Source organism: Stenotrophomonas sp. 109824_Sma, assembly GCF_056480025.1.
In genome coordinates this window covers 1-16,988 of record NZ_CM151078.1, presented here as the reverse complement: position 1 = coordinate 16,988, position 16,988 = coordinate 1, and the positions used below count along the sequence as shown (strand labels likewise).

General features: G+C 64.3%; 15 protein-coding genes. All 15 read right to left on the bottom strand.

Annotated elements, in window-relative coordinates; translation table 11 throughout:
- Window positions 1–12: 12 nt before the first annotated feature.
- The 15 genes from ACZK1G_RS00075 to dnaA all read right to left on the bottom strand — a co-directional run bounded on the left by ACZK1G_RS00075 (window position 13) and on the right by dnaA (window position 16,988).
- Window positions 13–1,104, bottom strand: coding sequence for a PA0069 family radical SAM protein (locus ACZK1G_RS00075; RefSeq protein ID WP_197622038.1), 1,092 nt, complete (start codon window positions 1,102–1,104; stop codon window positions 13–15).
- A gap of 144 nt (window positions 1,105–1,248) precedes the next feature.
- The gene (locus ACZK1G_RS00070) at window positions 1,249–1,992 is read right to left on the bottom strand and encodes a pyridoxine 5'-phosphate synthase (protein WP_014035423.1); all 744 of its coding nucleotides are present in this window, start codon (window positions 1,990–1,992) and stop codon (window positions 1,249–1,251) included.
- A gap of 9 nt (window positions 1,993–2,001) precedes the next feature.
- Window positions 2,002–2,271 carry a hypothetical protein gene (locus tag ACZK1G_RS00065; protein ID WP_049446808.1) on the bottom strand — a complete coding sequence of 90 codons (270 nt, stop codon included), beginning with the start codon at window positions 2,269–2,271 and terminating at the stop codon, window positions 2,002–2,004.
- 40 nt (window positions 2,272–2,311) lie between these two features.
- Entirely contained in the window at window positions 2,312–3,772 is a 1,461-nt protein-coding gene (cls, locus tag ACZK1G_RS00060; RefSeq protein ID WP_042358375.1) for a cardiolipin synthase, read from the bottom strand.
- Window positions 3,773–3,931: 159 nt separating this feature from the next.
- Window positions 3,932–4,345 (bottom strand): ExbD/TolR family protein, encoded by a 414-nt coding sequence (locus tag ACZK1G_RS00055; RefSeq protein WP_005411740.1) that lies wholly within the window; start codon window positions 4,343–4,345, stop codon window positions 3,932–3,934.
- 3 nt (window positions 4,346–4,348) lie between these two features.
- The gene (locus ACZK1G_RS00050) at window positions 4,349–4,774 is read right to left on the bottom strand and encodes an ExbD/TolR family protein (RefSeq protein ID WP_005421196.1); all 426 of its coding nucleotides are present in this window, start codon (window positions 4,772–4,774) and stop codon (window positions 4,349–4,351) included.
- 61 nt (window positions 4,775–4,835) lie between these two features.
- Window positions 4,836–5,597 carry a TonB-system energizer ExbB gene (exbB, locus tag ACZK1G_RS00045; RefSeq protein ID WP_005411738.1) on the bottom strand — a complete coding sequence of 254 codons (762 nt, stop codon included), beginning with the start codon at window positions 5,595–5,597 and terminating at the stop codon, window positions 4,836–4,838.
- A 94-nt stretch (window positions 5,598–5,691) separates the two neighbouring features.
- Window positions 5,692–6,360 (bottom strand): energy transducer TonB, encoded by a 669-nt coding sequence (locus ACZK1G_RS00040; RefSeq protein WP_008265902.1) that lies wholly within the window; start codon window positions 6,358–6,360, stop codon window positions 5,692–5,694.
- Window positions 6,361–6,503: 143 nt separating this feature from the next.
- On the bottom strand, window positions 6,504–7,697 hold the full coding sequence (locus ACZK1G_RS00035; protein WP_014035419.1) for a tetratricopeptide repeat protein: 1,194 nt from the start codon (window positions 7,695–7,697) through the stop codon (window positions 6,504–6,506).
- 132 nt (window positions 7,698–7,829) lie between these two features.
- A complete protein-coding gene (locus tag ACZK1G_RS00030; RefSeq protein WP_049446811.1) occupies window positions 7,830–8,636 on the bottom strand; it encodes a M48 family metallopeptidase in 807 nt (268 codons plus the stop codon).
- Between the two features lie 71 nt (window positions 8,637–8,707).
- Entirely contained in the window at window positions 8,708–9,556 is an 849-nt protein-coding gene (locus ACZK1G_RS00025) for a CPBP family intramembrane glutamic endopeptidase (protein WP_049446813.1), read from the bottom strand.
- 67 nt (window positions 9,557–9,623) lie between these two features.
- Complete coding sequence (gene gyrB, locus ACZK1G_RS00020) at window positions 9,624–12,083, bottom strand: DNA topoisomerase (ATP-hydrolyzing) subunit B (RefSeq protein ID WP_014035416.1); 2,460 nt, start codon at window positions 12,081–12,083, stop codon at window positions 9,624–9,626.
- Window positions 12,084–12,195: 112 nt separating this feature from the next.
- Window positions 12,196–13,290 (bottom strand): DNA replication/repair protein RecF, encoded by a 1,095-nt coding sequence (recF, locus tag ACZK1G_RS00015; protein WP_075675780.1) that lies wholly within the window; start codon window positions 13,288–13,290, stop codon window positions 12,196–12,198.
- A gap of 990 nt (window positions 13,291–14,280) precedes the next feature.
- A complete protein-coding gene (dnaN, locus tag ACZK1G_RS00010) occupies window positions 14,281–15,381 on the bottom strand; it encodes a DNA polymerase III subunit beta (protein ID WP_005411731.1) in 1,101 nt (366 codons plus the stop codon).
- Window positions 15,382–15,656: 275 nt separating this feature from the next.
- Window positions 15,657–16,988: a chromosomal replication initiator protein DnaA gene (gene dnaA / locus ACZK1G_RS00005; protein ID WP_014035414.1), complete on the bottom strand. Its 1,332-nt coding sequence runs from the start codon at window positions 16,986–16,988 to the stop codon at window positions 15,657–15,659.

Genomic DNA, 16,988 nt, shown 5'->3' with positions numbered 1-16,988 from the left:
CGGTCCAGCGTCCTAGAACAGACTGCCCTGCGGCGTATCCTTCTTCGGCGGCAGCGGCTTCTGGAACCGGCTGCAATCCAGCTTCGGCCAGTGGCTGTTCTGTGCATTGAATCCCAACCGTTTGCGCGCCAGCTTGAAGCGGTTGTTCAACAGATCGGCATATACGCCCTGGCCGCGCATGCGGGTGCCGAACCGGCTGTCGTAGTCCTTGCCGCCACGCAGCTGCTGGATGGTGCTCATCACATGCGCAGCGCGATCGGGATGGTGCGTATCCAGCCAGTCGCGGAACAGCGGTGCCACTTCCAGCGGCAGGCGCAGCAGCACGTAGCCGGCGGTGCTCGCACCTGCATCGTGTGCGGCCTCCAGCACGGCTTCCAGCTCACTGTCGTTGATCCACGGAATCACCGGCGCCACCATCACACCGACCGGAATGCCAGCGTCATGCAGGCGTTTCATCGCGCGCAGCCGTGCATGTGGCGCTGATGCGCGCGGTTCCAGCTTCGCGGAGAGATGCGGATCCAGCGAGGTCACCGAGAAATGCACGCTGACCAGGTTCTCCGCGGCCAGCGGCGCGAGCAGATCGATGTCGCGCTCGACCAGTGCGTTCTTGGTGATCAGCGAGAACGGATGCTTGGTCTCCAGCATCACTTCAATCAGTTGGCGCGTCAGCTTGAACTTGCGTTCGATCGGCTGGTACGCATCGGTGTTGATGCCCAGCGCGATCGGCTGCGGCACGTAACCCGGCTTCGACAGTTCCTTGCGCAGCAGTTGCGGCGCATTGGTCTTGGCGAACAGCTTGGTCTCGAAGTCCAGGCCCGGCGACAGATTCAGATAGGCATGCGAGGGGCGTGCAAAGCAGTACGAGCACCCGTGCTCGCAACCGCGGTACGGATTCACCGACTGGCTGAAGCCGACGTCCGGCGAGTTGTTGCGGGTGATGATGCTGCGCGCGGTTTCGGCGCGCACTTCAGTGCGCAGGCGCGGGGCGAGGAATTCCTCGCTCTCGTCGACCGCCCAGCCGTCGTCCACCGCCTCGCTGACGGTGCTTTCAAAGCGCCCGGCAAGGTGGGACGTGGAACCTCGGCCCTTGATCGCAATACCCATTGCGGCAGGGTACGTCGCCACCGTCTCAATGGCTGCGACGGCCGCCTGAAGGGTTCAGCCCCCTCGTAGAGGCGAGCCATGCTCGACTGCCTCCGGACGGATGGGAAATGGAGTCGAGCATGGCTCGACTCTACAGGGGAGGGGTCAGAGCAGCGCCAGGTACCCGCGCACGGTGGCATCCAGCCCGTCATACAGCGCCTCGCCGATCAGCGCGTGGCCGATCGACACCTCCAGCACCTCCGGCACATGGGCCAGGAAGTCGCGCAGGTTGTCCTGCGACAGGTCGTGGCCAGCATTGACGCCGAGGCCGACGGCCTGCGCGCGGCGGGCGGCAGTGGCGAACAACGCCAGCATCGCGTCGGCGTCGCCAGCCGCATGCGCCTCCGCATAGGGCCCGGTATACAGCTCGATGCGGTCCGCACCCACGTCGGCCGCCTGCTCCAGCAGCGGGTTGCCCGCGTCGACGAACAGGCTGACCCGGCAGCCCATCGCTTTCAGTTCGGCGATCAGTGGGCGCAGCCGCTCGGCATCCCGCGCGAAGTCGAAACCGTGGTCGGAGGTGATCTGCCCATCACCATCGGGTACCAGGGTGGCCTGCGCCGGGCGGGTCTGTTCGCACAGCGGCAGCAGCCCCGGGTAGCCCTCGCGCGGCGGCGCGAACGGATTGCCTTCGATGTTGAATTCAACGCCACGCGCGCGGGTCAACGTGGACAGGGCCAGCACGTCCTCGGCGGTGATGTGGCGGCGGTCCGGCCGCGGGTGCACGGTGATGCCATGTGCACCGGCATCCAGGCAGGCCTGGGCGGCGCGCACCACGTCCGGTTCGGCGCCGCCGCGCGAATTGCGCAGGACGGCGATCTTGTTGACGTTGACGCTGAGCTGGGTCATGGAACGGGACTACTTGGAAAGAGGGGATGGGTCGTGGTCGTTGTGGTCGTCGCTGCGGCGGGCCTGGGCCTGTTCGCGCAGGCGGCGCAGCTCTTCGGCATCGATCAGGGTGGCCGGGTCACGCTGCAGGTCGCCGAAACGGGCCACGTAGCGGCCGCGTACCCAGGCCAGCAGGAAGGCCAGGGCAGCCAGCAGGCACAGGGTCATCAACCCCGCGCTCGGGGTCTTCAGCGCGAAGGCAAAGCAGCCCAGCGCCAGCAGCAGGTACAACCAGTACATAGTCGGGCTCCCCGGATGATCGCCGCAGTGTAGCGCTGCGTCAGAGCAGCGGCGAGGCCAGCCGGGCGAAGGCCTCGGGCAGGCGGTGCAGCCATAGCGAGCGGCCGGCCTGGTCATGCACCCGAGTGGCGCGGTCGAATTCGCCCTGCAGCAGTTCGGCCAGCGCGGCGACACGGTCACGGTCGCTGATCATCATCGACAGCTCGAAGTTCAGCCGGAAGCTGCGATGGTCGAAGTTGGCACTGCCGACAATGCAGACATCGTCATCGGCAATGAACGCCTTGGTATGCAGCATCCGCGGGCCGTATTCGTAGATCTTCACGCCAGCATGCAACAGCTCGTCGAAGTACGAGCGTGCGGCCTGGGTGACGAACCAGGAATCGCTCATCTTCGGTACCAGCAGGCGCACGTCCAGGCCGCCCAGTGCAGCCGAGGTCAGTGCCATCCGCGCCGCTTCGCCCGGCACGAAATAGGGCGTGACCAGCCACACCCGCTCATGCGCTTCCTGGATCGCCGCCACATGCAGGCGATGGATGGTCTCCCAGCCCGAGTCGGGCCCGGACACCAGCACCTGTGCGCTGATCGGTCCATCCGCGCGCAGCGGCATGTCGGCCGGCCACAGGCGGGCGATGTCGAAACGGGAGTGGTCCTGGCCGCTGGCGTAGAGCCAGTCCTCGGCGAACACCAGCTGCAGGCTGCGCACCACATGGCCGCGGATACGCATGTGCAGGTCGCGGTAGGCGTCTGGCCTGCGGCTCTCGTCTTCCTCGTCAGTGATGTTGATGCCGCCGGTGAAGGCGAGGCGACCGTCGACGATCACCAGCTTGCGGTGCGTGCGCAGGTTCAGCCACGGGCGCTTGAACGGCTTCAGCAGCTGCCGCGGGTGGAACCAGATCGCTTCACCGCCGGCATCCAGCAGGGGTTGCAGGAAGCGGCGGGGCAGGGCGGAGGAGCCGACCGCATCCAGCAGCAGGCGCACCTGCACACCGGCCTGCGCACGCTCGACCAGGGCATCACGCAGAGCGGTGCCGGCGTGGTCGGGATTGAAGATGTAGTACTCCAGGTGCACGTGGTCGCGCGCCTGCGCGATCGCGTCGAGCAGCGCGGCGTAGGTGGCTGCGCCGTCGACCAGCCAGGTCACCTCGGTGGCACTGCTGGGCGCCAGCCCGGTGGTGGCCTGGGCAACCTTGGCCAGCTCGGTGCAGTCCGAATCCGGCGGGCAGACGTCACTGTAGTGCTCCATGCCCGAGCGGGCGCGGCCACGGCGCAGCCGCTGCCGCTTCACCTTCTGCGGGCCCAGCAGGTAGTAGATGAAGAGCCCCAGGTAGGGCAGCAGCGCCAACGACAGGATCCAGCTCAGCGTGGCCACCGGCTCGCGCTTCTGCAGCATGATCCAGCCCGCCAGCGCGAACAGGTACAGCAGATAGGCCACCGCCAGGATCGTGCCGAGGTGGGCGATGCCGTCGAGCCAATGGCGCAGGGAGTCGAAGAGGGCGAGCATCCGCCGATCATAGCGGCGCATGCTGCCTGTTGGGGTCAGGTCCCTTTTCCGCAGGAAAAGGGATCTGACCCCGATGGGACCCCTCGGGCACAAAAAAGACGCCCCTGTTTCCAGGGGCGTCTGCAGTCGCGTCATGACTGTTGTGTTGCGGTGTAGCGTTTACTGCTGCACAAAACCGATCTTCTTCATCTGAGCATTCTTCGCGGCGGCCAGAACCTTGGCCATCACGTCGTACTCGGAATCCGGGCTGGCGTCGATGCGCAGTTCCGGCTGGTTGGTCGGGTCACGCTGGACCTCCTGCTCCATCCGCTGCTGCAGCTCGCTGGTATTGATCGGGCTGTTGTTCCACGAGACCTGGTTGCTGGCGTCGATCTTCAGTTCGATCGGCGGCGGCGGTTCGACCAGCTGCGGCGGTGGGTTGAGCACGCGCTGCGGCAGGTCCACGGCGATCGGGTACGTCATGATCGGCGCGGTCACGATGAAGATGATCAGCAGAACCAGCATCACGTCCACGAGGGGCGTGACGTTGATGTCTGCCATGGGGCCCTTGCCACCACCACTACTGAATGCCATGGCTTATTGCCCCTTTTCTTTGGTCGCGACGAAGCCGACGTCCAGCATGCCCTGCTCCTGCGCGACCTTGGTCAGGTCGTTGATGACGCGCATCTTGGTGGTGCGGTCACCACGCAGGTTCAGCGGCGGCTGCGGGGTCTGCTGGGCGGCGGTCGCCAAGCGGGACTCGAGAGTCTGCTTGTTGATTTCTTCGTCGTTCCAGTAGATCGAGCCGTCTTCCTTGACTGCCAGCGTGATCGGGTTCGGACGCTTTTCAGCATCTTCCGGCTTCTGGATCAGGTTGGCTTCCGGCAGATCCACCTTGACCTTGTGGGACATCAGGGGCGCCGTGATGATGAAGATGATCAGCAGCACCAGCATCACGTCCACGAGGGGCGTAACGTTGATGTCGGCCATGGGGCCGCCGCTGTTACCACTACTGAAAGCCATAACGGGCTCCGTCTAGATCTTGGTGACTACTTACTTCGTCGCTGGGTGACGCGCGCCGCAATTAGCGGACGCGCGAACCGGTGGCGAAGAAGTCGTGCAGGTCGTGCGCGAAGGTGTCGAACTTGCTGATGGTCGCGCTGTTGATCTTGCTGAAGAAGTTGAAGGCGAACACGGCCGGGATTGCGACGAACAGACCGATCGCGGTCATGATCAGCGCTTCACCCACCGGGCCGGCAACGGCGTCGATCGAAGCGGAGCCGGTGGCACCGATCTTGATCAGCGCGCCGTAGATGCCCCACACGGTACCCAGCAGACCGACGAACGGAGCGGTTGCGCCGACGGTGGCCAGCAGGGTCATGCCCGACTGCAGCTTGTTGCTTTCGCGGGTGACGGCCTGACGCAGAGCGCGGTCGACGAACTCCGAACGGCTCAGGTTCTCACCGACGCCGCCGGTAGCACCGCCTTCAGCGCGCTGGTGGTGGGCAGCTGCCTGGGCAGCGTCCAGGGCGATCTTCGAGAACGGCTCCGAAGCCGGCTGTTCTTCCATCGCACGGATGGCGTCCTGCGCGTTCGGGGTGTCCCAGAACAGGCTGACGACGCGATCAGCGGCGCTCTTCAGGCGGGTGGCACGGAAGATGTTGATGACGGTCCAGTACCAGGACATGGCCGACATGGCGATCAGGGTCAGCAGCACGACCCAGGAAACCGCGAAATCACCCGGCTTGGTGGTCATTTCGTGGATCAGGTGCTCGAAGCCCATCTGCGACAGGGCGTTGGACGGATTGCCCCCGGCAGCAGCGGCGATGAAAATTTCCTGCAGCATGACGCTTACCTTTGTTGTGTGTGGTGATAAAGGGTGTAGCTAAGCTAAACAATCGAACTGGGAGCGGGGGTGGCCAGGCGGCCACCCGGGCGCATCAGTTCAGCGCAAAGTTGACCGGGACGCGAACGCGACCTGCCGCCTTCTTACCGCCAGATTCAGCGGCGTTGAAGCGCCACTTGCGAGCCGCTTCCATCGCAGCACGGTCCAGGTCGCGGTTACGGCTGGACTTTTCCACCGTGACATTGGTGACGTTGCCGCTGGCATCGACATCAATGATCAGGATCACTTCGCCCTGGATACCAGCGCGGAAGGCTGCCGGCGGGTAGCGCGGCGGATTCATGGCCTTCGACGAGATGTCCACGCTGGCCTCGATCGAGGTCGGCGGAGCCGGCGGCGACGGCGGCGACGGCGGGGTGACGATGTCGTTCGGACGCGGTTCCGGCACGTCCACGACCGGCGCCTGCGGCGGCGGCGGGACCGGCGACGGCTTCGGCGGCGACAGATTCTTCACCGGCGGCGGCGGAGTATCGGTCGGCGGCGGCGGCGGCGGCGGCGGGGGCGGCGGCGGCGGTGCGTCGACGATGGTCACCATGACGTTACGCTCCTTCTCAGCCACGGCCTTGGGGGCCACAGCGGGGATCAGGAGCATCATGAAGGCGGCCAGATGCAGGGCGATTACAAACGCGATGCCGACGATGCGAGGCCAGCTCAGCCCCTTGTCATCGGGTTGTTCGTACCGGTGAACGACTAGTTGTTCCGTCATGCGCCAAGAGCTCAATAGTGGGGCCGGAATCCCGGGGGCGGGATCCCTGATCAGCGGTGCATGACACCGCAGGAACCTCCAAGCTTATACCAATCCTGAGCGCCTGCGCATCAACTGAGCAGGCATTCAGGCGTTATTCCTACTTACTTCAGGTTGATGATTTTTTTGGCATCAGCCTGGTTCTTCACGCCCTTCGCCAGCGCCTGCTGGGCGGCCTGCTTGGCCTCGGGGACGCGACCTTCGGCATGCAGGACGCGTGCCAGGTTCAGGTAGGTCTCACCGTCCTTGGAGAGCGGGGCGGCCTTCTGCCACGCATCGATCGCCTGCGGCACCTGGTCGGAGTAGTAGTAGGACTGGGCCAGCGCCAGGTAGACCTGGTAATCCGGCTTCAGGATGCCCTTCTGCAACCCTTCGTTGATGACCGCGATGACGTCCTTTTCCTTGTTCTCGGTGTTGGCATAGATCGAGTACAGCTGCTTGTACTCGCGCTCTTCGGTGAGCTGGCCGCTGCTGCGCAGCTTGTCCATCACCGCGGCGGCCTTCGGCATCTGGTCAGCCTGCATGTACATGTTGGCCAGATTCAGCTGGGCCTTCTTGTCCGTCGGGTTCTTGGCCGCCAGCGCTTCCGCGGCCTGCACGGCCTCGCCGGTCTGGCCGGCTTCGGACAGGGCCGCCATCAGCAGCTGGTTCCAGTTGTCCTTCGGCTCGGCGGCGCCGGCGATGGCCTGCTTCAGCACCGGGATCGCTTCCTGGTAGCGCTCCAGCTGGTACAGCGCCTGGCCCTTGGCGATCAGCTCTTCCGGCTTGGTCGACTTGCTCTCGGCGAAGTACTTGTCCAGGGTGGCCAGGCCTTCGGCGGTCTTGTCTTCCTGCAGCTGCAGCTGGCCCAGCATCAGCATCGACTGGAAGTGCCCGTTGTTGTCCAGGCCGTTGAACTGGATCACCTGCTTCAGATACGCGATGGCGCCCGGCACGTCGTCGGTCTGGTACGCGGCCTGCGAGGCCAGCTGCGCGGCCAGCGACTTGTCGTACTCGTTGGAAGCGCTGTCGGCCAGGATCGCGTCAGCCTGTTCGCGCGTCTCCGGGAACTTTTCCTTGTTGTAGCTGTCGATCATTTTCTGCAGCTTGCTGCCCATCTTGGCCGAGGCCTTGGCGGTCGGCTCCTGGCGGGTCGCGTTCGGGTACAGCGGTTCGGCCTTGGCCTGCTTGCTGCTGCCGCCGCGGCTGCCACGGTCGGAGGAACGCGAGGACTGCGCAAAGGCATCGGTGACCACGGCGCCGGTCAGGGCGGTCGCGACGAGGACGGAAAGCACAGCTTTGTGGTTACGGAAAATCATCGTTCACCTCGATCGAACCGCCGGATAGCGGCAAAGTCGGACTGTCAGAAAAATCTGAGCCGCCAAACGTATCAGAAACAGATGGCGTGAGAAATCGTTTTATGTGCTGCAATACAGCATAGAACTGCGCACTCATCCGCACTTTGGCCGCAGCCCGGCCGCCTGCGCCTGCTGATAGACCGGCGTCAGGCCCGGTGCATCACGTCGCAGCTCCTGGATCCGGTTGGCCGGATCGGGGTGGGTGGACAGCCATTGCGGGCTGCGACCGCCGCTGGCGGCCATCATGTTCTGCCACAGGTCCACGGCCTGGGCCGGGTTGAATCCGGCCTGCGCCATCAGCCGCTGGCCAATCACGTCTGCCTCGCTTTCCTGGGTCCGCGAGCCCGGCAACAGGAAGGCCGTCTGCGCGCCCATCCCGCCCAGCTGGTTGACCGTACTGGCGGCGCCATCGCCATAGGCGGCACCAGCCAGCGCGCCCAGCACGGCCAGGCCGGTCTGCGCGCCCATCTGGCGGGTGATGCGTTCTTCGTGGTGACGCGCGATGACATGGCCGATCTCATGGCCGATCACGGCAGCCAGCTGGTCCTGGTTCTTGGCGACGGTGAAGATGCCGGTGTTCACGCCCACTTTGCCGCCAGGCAGGGCAAAGGCGTTCGGTTCCTTGTCGACGAACACGGCCGTCTCCCACCGTACGCCACGGTACTGAGGCGGCAACTGCGCGACCAGGGCATTGACCACGCACTGCACATAGCCGTTCTGGCGGCCATCAGTGCTGATCTTCTCTTTCTGCTTGGTCTCGGCGAACGCCTGCGCACCCAGCTGGTCCAGCTGTGCCTGCGACACGCCGCCGACCATCTGCCGTCTTCCGGTTGGCGAGGTGGTGGTCGCACAGGCACTGACCACGGTGGTGATGACTAGAGCCAGCAGCAGTTGTTTCATGGGTCCGCCCCCGTGTTCATGTGCGCAGTGTGTAGCCTACCTGCTTAATCTTTCGTCAAGCGGGCACGGCCTTACGTTGACCCCAGGAACACCATCGCGGCAAGGGCGACAGCGTTGTTCAGTGCGTGCGCGGTGATCGCTGCCCACAGCGTGCCGGTGCGCCGGTACAGCCAGCAGAAGGCGGCGCCCATGCCGCCGTACACCAGCCACAGCTGCGCCATGCCCAGCAATGAGTTCTTGCTGACACCGGGCACTTCATGGACCAGGGCGAACGCCAGGCTGCTGAGGATGAGGCCCAGCCAGGGGCGACCGGCCTGCCACAGGCGCCCGAACAGGACACGGCGGAACAGCAGCTCTTCGTAGGCGGGGGCGAGGACGACCGCAAACAACACCAGGAACAACGGGAAGCGCGCGATCGCGCTCTGCATCAGTTCCACGTTGGTGGGCACCGGCTCGATGCCGAACTGCTTGGAAAGGAAGGCGATGCCGTTGCTGCCAAGGACGATCAGCGTGGCCACCAGCAGGGTCCAGCCCCAGGTGGAAGGCCGCTGCAGCGCCTGTCGCGAGGCCAGGCGTTCGCCGGCGTTCGCCGGGCGGCGCCAGAAGTACAGCAGCAGTGCGGCGCCACCGGTGGCGATCAGGGCCATCAGGATCTGCGCCAGGGCACCGGGCTGGCCCACTGCCGTGCCGACGGCATCGGGTGTCAGTGCGCCGCCATTGGCCGCGGCGTTCGCGCGGCTGACCACGATCGCACGGTAGAAGCCCCAGAACAGGCCAGTGACCATGCTCAGGCCGACCAGCGTGACGGCGGCGATGCCCAGGTCGATGAAGAAACCTGCCAACGGTGCCACGGCGCGCGGCGGGGTAGACGCCGGCGGAACCGGAGGCGGGGCGGCGGAGACCGGGGCGGATGCGGACATCAGGTACCTGCGTTCAAGGGACGAAGGCCGGTGCAGCTCCCCGCGCACCGGCCAGGTCCCGATTGTGTCAGATATCCAGGTTGGCGACCTTCAGCGCATTGTCTTCGATGAAGTCGCGACGCGGTTCGACCACATCGCCCATCAGGGTGCTGAAAATCTGGTCGGCGGCGACCGCGTCTTCGATACGCACCTGCAGCAGGCGACGGGTTTCCGGGTTCACCGTGGTATCCCACAACTGCTCCGGATTCATTTCACCCAGACCCTTGAATCGCTGGATCTGACGGCCGCGCTTGGCCTCCTCGAGCAGCCAGTTCTGCGCCTTGGCGAAGCTGTCGACTTCGATCGACTTGGCGCCGCGGGAAATCGTCGCTCCTTCGCGCACCAGGCCGTGCAGCAGCTTGGAGGCCTGATGGATCGCGCGCAGCTCGCCGCTTTCGAACGCCGACATCGGCAGCACCTGGATGTGCTGCTCGCCCATGTGGCGACGGGTCACCAGCACGGCGGCGGGGCGCTCCTCGTTGGCGTCCTGCAGTTCCAGGCTGAAACGCGGGCTGCCCAGGCTGCCCTGGTTGAGGCGCTTGGCCAGCGCATCCAGGCCTTCGCCTTCGCCGGCATTGCGCAGGCTGTCCATGTCCATCGGCACGAAATCGACCAGCGCTTCGAGCAGGTTGCGGTCATAGCGGTGGGCGTTGCGTTCGATGGAATCGAGCGCGGCGGCATAGGCCAGCAGCAGCTTTTCAAGCGCCAGGCCTTCGATGCCCGGTTCGCCGGTGGCCGGCACCAGCGCGGCGTTTTCCACCGCACTGCTGGCCAGGTAACTGTCCAGCGCCGGGTCGTCCTTCAGGTACAGCTCCTGCTTGCCCTGCTTGATCTTGTACAGCGGCGGCAGGCCGATGTAGACGTAACCGCGCTCGATCAGCTCCGGCATCTGACGGTAGAAGAACGTCAGCAGCAGGGTGCGGATGTGGGCGCCGTCGACGTCGGCGTCGGTCATGATGATGATCTTGTGGTAACGCAGCTTGTCCGGGTTGTACTCGTCACGGCCGATGCCGGTACCCAGGGCGGTGATCAGCGTACCGACCTGGTCGGAGGACAGCATGCGGTCGAAGCGTGCGCGTTCCACGTTGAGGATCTTGCCGCGCAGCGGCAGCACCGCCTGGTTCTTGCGGTTGCGGCCCTGCTTGGCCGAGCCACCTGCCGAGTCACCCTCGACGATAAACAGTTCGGACAGCGCCGGATCCTTTTCCTGGCAGTCGGCCAGCTTGCCCGGCAGGCCGGCGATATCCAGCGCGCCCTTGCGGCGGGTCAGGTCGCGGGCCTTGCGCGCCGCTTCACGCGCACGCGCGGCGTCGACGATCTTGCCGGCGATCGCCTTGGCTTCGTTCGGGTTTTCCTGCAGGAACTCTTCCAGGCGCGCGCCGAAGGCGTTTTCCACCGCCGGGCGCACGTCGGAGCTGACCAGCTTTTCCTTGGTCTGGCTGGAGAAGCTCGGGTCCGGCACCTTTACCGACAGCACCGCGATCATGCCTTCGCGCATGTCATCGCCGGTCAGGTTGATCTTGGCCTGCTTGGCGATGCCGTTCTGCTCGATGTAGTTGTTGAGCACACGGGTCAGCGCACCGCGGAAGCCGGCGAGGTGGGTACCGCCGTCCTTCTGCGGAATGTTGTTGGTGAAGCAGTACATCGTCTCCTGGTAGGAGTCGGTCCACTGCAGCGCCACATCCACGACGATGCCGTTGTGCTCGCCGGTGACCGAGATGACGTTCGGGTGCAGCGGAGTCTTCAGCTGGGCCAGATGCTCCACGAAGCTGCGGATGCCGCCTTCGTAGTGGAAGTCATCGCGACGGCCATCGCCGCGCTCGTCGGCCAGGACGATCTTGACGCCGGAGTTCAGGAACGACAGCTCGCGCAGGCGGCGGGCCAGGATGTCGTAGTGGAATTCCACGTTGTCGTGGAAGGCGACGGTCGACGGCCAGAAGCGCACGGTGGTGCCACGCTTGGTAGTGGCTTCCAGCTTGGCCAGTGCGGTCACGGCTGCGCCGTTGCTGAATTCCTGCTGGTAGTGGGAGCCGTTCTGGAACACGTCCACCAGCAGCTTCTGCGACAGCGCGTTGACCACGCTGACGCCGACGCCGTGCAGGCCGCCGGAAACCTTGTAGCTGTTGTCGTCGAACTTGCCGCCTGCGTGCAGGACGGTCATGACCACTTCGGCGGCGGACACTTCGCGACCGAGCTTGGCGCTCATCTGCTCGTGCTTGCCGGTCGGGATACCGCGGCCGTTGTCGGATACCGAAACCGAGCCGTCGGCGTGGATCGTCACTGCAACGTGGTCGGCGTGGCCGGCCAGCGCTTCGTCGATCGAGTTGTCGACGACCTCGAACACCATGTGGTGCAGACCGGTGCCGTCATGCACGTCGCCGATGTACATGCCGGGACGCTTGCGGACAGCCTCCAGGCCTTCCAGGGCGGTAATGCTGTTGGCGTCGTAATTGCCGTTGTTTGCCGGGGTGTTCTGTTCGTCGCTCATTGCGCTTGCCGTAGGCTCCGCAGGTCGGCCACCGCTTGGAGCGATGCGCCGAGAATGAAAGGATTCCAACCCGAATTATACCAGCCGGGGTCGAGCGGCCCTGGTGTGCCCACTATGGCACAGCCACGATCTGTGCATGTTCCACGTGGAACCGGGCGATGTGGGTCAGTTCTTCCAGCGCCGCCGGCGTTTCGGTGGCGGTGATGAAGATCTGTGCCGGTCCATTGAGCAGGCGCTCCAGAACCCGCGCCTGGTGGGTGCGATCCAGCTCCGAGGCCAGATCGTCCAGCGCGATCACCGGCCATTCGCCGCGCTGCTCGGCATAGTCCTCAGCCTGCGCCAGCAGGCAGGCCAATGCCGTCAGCTTGGCCTGGCCGCGGGACAGCGCATCGCGACCAGGAATGCTGTGGAAATCCACGCTCCAGTCTGCGCGGTGCGGGCCGACCGAGGTGTACCCGGCCTGGCGGTCACGTTCCCGGGCCAGAAGCAGGGCATCGGCCAGCGGGAGCTCGTGCCGACGCCAGCCCGGGCTGAGTTCCAGTGCCTGAATGCCGAGTTGCGGGGCCAGGCTGGAAGCCAGAGCCACGGTGCGCTGCTGCAGACGCTCCAGGTAGTGCTGGCGGCGGCTGGTCAGGGGTTCGCCGGCTTCGGCCAGTTCGTGATCCCAGGTATCCAGCATCCGCGACGGGCCACCCTGCTTGAGCAGGGCATTGCGCTGTTTCAGTGCCCGCGAGTACCGACGCCACAGGGACAGGAAATCAGGTTCCACGTGGAACAAGCCCCAATCGAGGAAGCGGCGGCGGGGTTCACCACCTCCGCTGACCAACGCATGGCTGCCTGGCTCGAACGTGACGACCGCAAGCGCGGCGCACAGATTGCCAAGCTGGGCCACGTCTTCGCCGTCCAAACGTCCCTTCCAGTCCTGCCCACTGTGGCGCAGGCCGGCCTTTCGGCGGTGCGGCGGGTGATTGGCGCGTTGTTCGTCCCATTCCACGAAGATCTCCAGCGCTTCCTGGCCCTGGCGCACCAATCCATCGCGGACACGACCTCGGAAGCTGCGTCCATAAGCCATAAGATGCAGGGCCTCGAGCACGCTGGTCTTGCCGGCACCGTTGTCGCCGGTCAGCAGGTTCAATCCTGGCTGGGGCGACAGATCCACCGCACTGAAGCGACGCAGTTGGTGCAGGGCGAGGCGGCGGATAAGCATGGGGCGCGAAGGACCATCCGCACGGGGCGGTAGAGGGACAGGGAATCCATCAGCTTACTGCATCGGTCAAGCCGACACGGCCCGAAGCGGCTGCCGAGCCGATGGGCTCAACAAGGCCGGATCCGGATCGCGTGTTCCACGTGGCGCCGCCTCAACGCGGGCCGTTATCACAGCCCTGAACTGTCCTGGAAATCTTCAAATCTGCAGTGGGTGGCAGGGTGTAGACCCTCAGAATTCAACGATTTCACGGCTCATCGCGCCCCACTTGCGCGCCACCACTTCGACAGTCGCTCTGCATGACCCGCAGATTTCTTGAAATCTACGACGCCCTCTCCTGGACGGTTCCACAGATTTCAAGAAATTCATGCCGACAGTTTCACGCTGTCCACAGCGGGCATGTATGACTTATACACAAGGTATGGGCAATCTGTGGATAAAAAAGGCCTTTTACCTCGTCCTTAAAACTATCCACAGGTTCCCCCCCAGCCTGAGGTACCTCTATACAGGGGGTTTCACGCGCATAAATTTCTTTTAAATCAATTAGATAAGGCATTTTTCCACGAGATCTGGCTCTACCATCACCACCATGCTTTAGATTTATACCCAGATTTAGAAGCTAGGCTTGACCCGATCTGCCCTAAACCAGGGCTGTGGACAGTGGCGTTTCCAGAAGGGCTGCGAACTTTCAGAGTCGCGTTCCAACCGCTGGCTGATGGGGACGCAGGAGATGGAAGCTCGATCTGAGATTCCTGCGGCTGCAGCCCAAAGCGATTAGGAGTGATCCATGCACACATGGCCCGCTATCCAGCGTCTCCAGTGCAACCGTCGCGGAAGGATCAGTGGGAGCCATCAAGCATCCACCGACAGGGAACTCCCGGCTGGACAGGATCCAGCTCAATGGTTCGCCTTCAATGCTCCACGTGGAACCTAAAAAAAAACGCCCGGGAAGATCCCGGGCGTCCTTCGGTTCCACGTGGAACAACGCTGCTGTCACAGACGCAGCGGCATCACCACATGTCGCGACTTCTCGCTGCTCGATTCACGCACCAGCGCCGAGGAGTTGGAGTCGCGCAGCTGGATGATGACTTCCTCATCGCGCAGGGCGGAAAGGGCATCCAGCAGGTAGTTCACGTTGAAGCCGATGGCCAGATCGCTGACCGTGGTGTCGGCTTCGATCTCTTCCTGGGCTTCTTCCTGCTCCGGGTTGTGCGCGCTGATCTTCAGGTTGCCCGGCGAGACTTCCACGCGGATGCCGCGGTACTTCTCGTTGGACAGGATCGCGGCACGCTGCAGCGAGGCACGCAGCGCTTCGCGATCAACCTTCACTTCGCGGTCGGCGCCGATCGGAATCACCGCTTCGTAGTCCGGGAAACGGCCGTCGATCAGCTTCGAGGTGAAGGTGACATCGTCGCGCTTGACCCGGACGTGGCTGCGGCCGACTTCCAGCTCGATCTCGCGATCGCCGCTTTCCAGCAGGCGCTGCAGTTCGGTTACGCCCTTGCGCGGCACGATGATCTGGCGCTTGGAACCGCTGGGCTTGGCCAGATCGGTTTCACACAGCGCCAGGCGGTGGCCGTCGGTGGCGACGGTACGCAGGGCATCGCCGCGCAGATCGAACAGCAGGCCGTTGAGGTAGTAGCGCACGTCCTGCTGGGCCATCGCGAACGCGGTGCGTTCGATCAGTTCCTTCAGGGTCGCTTCGCCGATGGCCACGCGCTCGGTGGCTTCCACTTCGTCAACCGACGGGAAGTCGTTGGAGGGCAGGGTGGCCAGGGTGAAGCGGCTGCGGCCGGCCTGCACGGTGATCTTGTCACCGGTCTGCGAGACGGTGATCCGGCTGCCGTCGGGCAGGGCGCGGATGATCTCGAACAGCTTGCGGGCGGGGATGGTGGTTTCGCCGTCCTGGGCATCTTCAACCGCGATCCGCGACACCATCTCCACTTCCAGGTCGGTACCGGTCAGCGACAGCTGGCCGTTCTGCACCTGGACCAGGAAATTGGCCAGAACCGGAAGGGTCTGGCGGCGTTCGACCACGTTGACGACCTGTGCCAACGGCTTGAGAAAGGCTTCGCGCTGCAGTGTGAAACGCATGTGGTTCCGTGCCCCTATGCTTTAAAAAATGTGGAATAAATCAAAAGCTTGGTGGTGCTGGTAGAGACAGAATCGCTGGAAAACAACGCTAAGTCTTTGTAAATAAAAGAATTTCAGACCTCGAAACCCTCTGTATTACCGACCCCCAGGGGGTGGGGAAAGCTGTGGATAAATCCCGCGCGATTTCAAACGCCATTTTTATCCACAACGTGTCCCGCGCTTGCTACCGGATTCTGCACCGTTTTGTGCGATGACGCCTCATCGGCATCCGTGCATCATTCGCTCAGCTTCCGGATCAGCTTGTCCCAGTCCTCGCGGAGCTTGCCGTCGGTTTCCATCAGGGTCCGGATCTGGCGGCAGGCATGCAGCACCGTGGTGTGATCGCGACCGGCAAAGGCGTCGCCGATCTCGGGCAGGCTGTGCTCGGTCAGTTCCTTGGTCAGGGCCATGGCGACCTGGCGGGGGCGGGCCAGCGAGCGGGTCCGACGCTTCGACAGCAGATCCTTGATCTGCAGGCCGTAGTAGTCGGCAACGGTTTTCTGGATGTTGGGAATGCTGATCGCCTGCTGCTGGGCGCGCAGCAGGTCGCGCAGGGTTTCCTGGGCGAATTCGGTAGTGATCGCGCGGCCGGTGAAATTGGCGCGGGCGGTCAGGGTATTGAGCGCACCTTCGAGGTCGCGCACGTTGGAGCGCATCTTCTTGGCGATCAGGAACGCAACATCATCGGGAATCTCGGCACCGCGTTCGCGTGCCTTGGCCAGCACGATCGCGGCGCGGGTCTCGAAGTCCGGCGGTTCGATCGCGACCGACAGGCCCCAGGCAAGCCGCGACTTCAGGCGCGCTTCCAGGCCTTCGACTTCGCGCGGATAGCGGTCGCAGGTCAGGATGATCTGCTGCTTGCCATCGAACAACGCGTTGAAGGTGTGGAAGAACTCTTCCTGGGTGCGGTCCTTGCCGGCGAAGAACTGGATGTCATCGATCAGCAGCGCATCCACCTGCTGGAACTGGCGCTTGAACTGATCCATGGTCTTTTCCTGCAGGGCCCGGATCATCGCGCTGAAGAACTGCTCCGAACGCAGGTACAGCACCTTCGCCCCCGGGTTGGCCTGGCGCATGGCATTGCCGGCGGCGAACATCAGGTGGGTCTTGCCCAGGCCGGTGCCTCCGTACAGCAGCAGCGGGTTGTGCGCACGGTCGCCCGGCTTCTGCGCCGCCTGGAAGGCAGCGGCCAGGCCCAGCTGGTTGCTGCGGCCTTCAACGAAGTTGGCGAACGTGTAGTGGTTGTCCAGATTGCCGGCGAAGGGCACCTGCGGTTCGCTGGAAACATGCGCCGACGGCGTGGAAACCGGCGTGTTCTGCGCCTCCACGGGGCGCGGGCGCGAGCCGATTTCAAGAAAAACGTCGCTGAAGCCAGCGAAATGAGCCAGCAGCTCGCGGATCCGGGCCAGGTACAGCTCGCGGACCTGGTCGACGATGAAGGCATTCGGTGCATACAGCACCAGGCTGTCCACGCGCAGATCGGCCTGCAGCGGCTTCAACCAGGTATGAACGTCTTCCGGCGGGAACTCCGCTTCGAGGCGCTCGAGACTACGGGACCAGGCATCCAT

Coding starts and splice junctions, on each gene's coding strand:
- ACZK1G_RS00075 (WP_197622038.1), bottom strand. CDS start 1,104: ATGGGTATTGCGATCAAGGGCCGAGGTTCCACGTCCCACCTTGCCGGG.
- ACZK1G_RS00070 (WP_014035423.1), bottom strand. CDS start 1,992: ATGACCCAGCTCAGCGTCAACGTCAACAAGATCGCCGTCCTGCGCAAT.
- ACZK1G_RS00065 (WP_049446808.1), bottom strand. CDS start 2,271: ATGTACTGGTTGTACCTGCTGCTGGCGCTGGGCTGCTTTGCCTTCGCG.
- cls (WP_042358375.1), bottom strand. CDS start 3,772: ATGCTCGCCCTCTTCGACTCCCTGCGCCATTGGCTCGACGGCATCGCC.
- ACZK1G_RS00055 (WP_005411740.1), bottom strand. CDS start 4,345: ATGGCATTCAGTAGTGGTGGTGGCAAGGGCCCCATGGCAGACATCAAC.
- ACZK1G_RS00050 (WP_005421196.1), bottom strand. CDS start 4,774: ATGGCTTTCAGTAGTGGTAACAGCGGCGGCCCCATGGCCGACATCAAC.
- exbB (WP_005411738.1), bottom strand. CDS start 5,597: ATGCTGCAGGAAATTTTCATCGCCGCTGCTGCCGGGGGCAATCCGTCC.
- ACZK1G_RS00040 (WP_008265902.1), bottom strand. CDS start 6,360: ATGACGGAACAACTAGTCGTTCACCGGTACGAACAACCCGATGACAAG.
- ACZK1G_RS00035 (WP_014035419.1), bottom strand. CDS start 7,697: ATGATTTTCCGTAACCACAAAGCTGTGCTTTCCGTCCTCGTCGCGACC.
- ACZK1G_RS00030 (WP_049446811.1), bottom strand. CDS start 8,636: ATGAAACAACTGCTGCTGGCTCTAGTCATCACCACCGTGGTCAGTGCC.
- ACZK1G_RS00025 (WP_049446813.1), bottom strand. CDS start 9,556: ATGTCCGCATCCGCCCCGGTCTCCGCCGCCCCGCCTCCGGTTCCGCCG.
- gyrB (WP_014035416.1), bottom strand. CDS start 12,083: ATGAGCGACGAACAGAACACCCCGGCAAACAACGGCAATTACGACGCC.
- recF (WP_075675780.1), bottom strand. CDS start 13,290: ATGCTTATCCGCCGCCTCGCCCTGCACCAACTGCGTCGCTTCAGTGCG.
- dnaN (WP_005411731.1), bottom strand. CDS start 15,381: ATGCGTTTCACACTGCAGCGCGAAGCCTTTCTCAAGCCGTTGGCACAG.
- dnaA (WP_014035414.1), bottom strand. CDS start 16,988: ATGGATGCCTGGTCCCGTAGTCTCGAGCGCCTCGAAGCGGAGTTCCCG.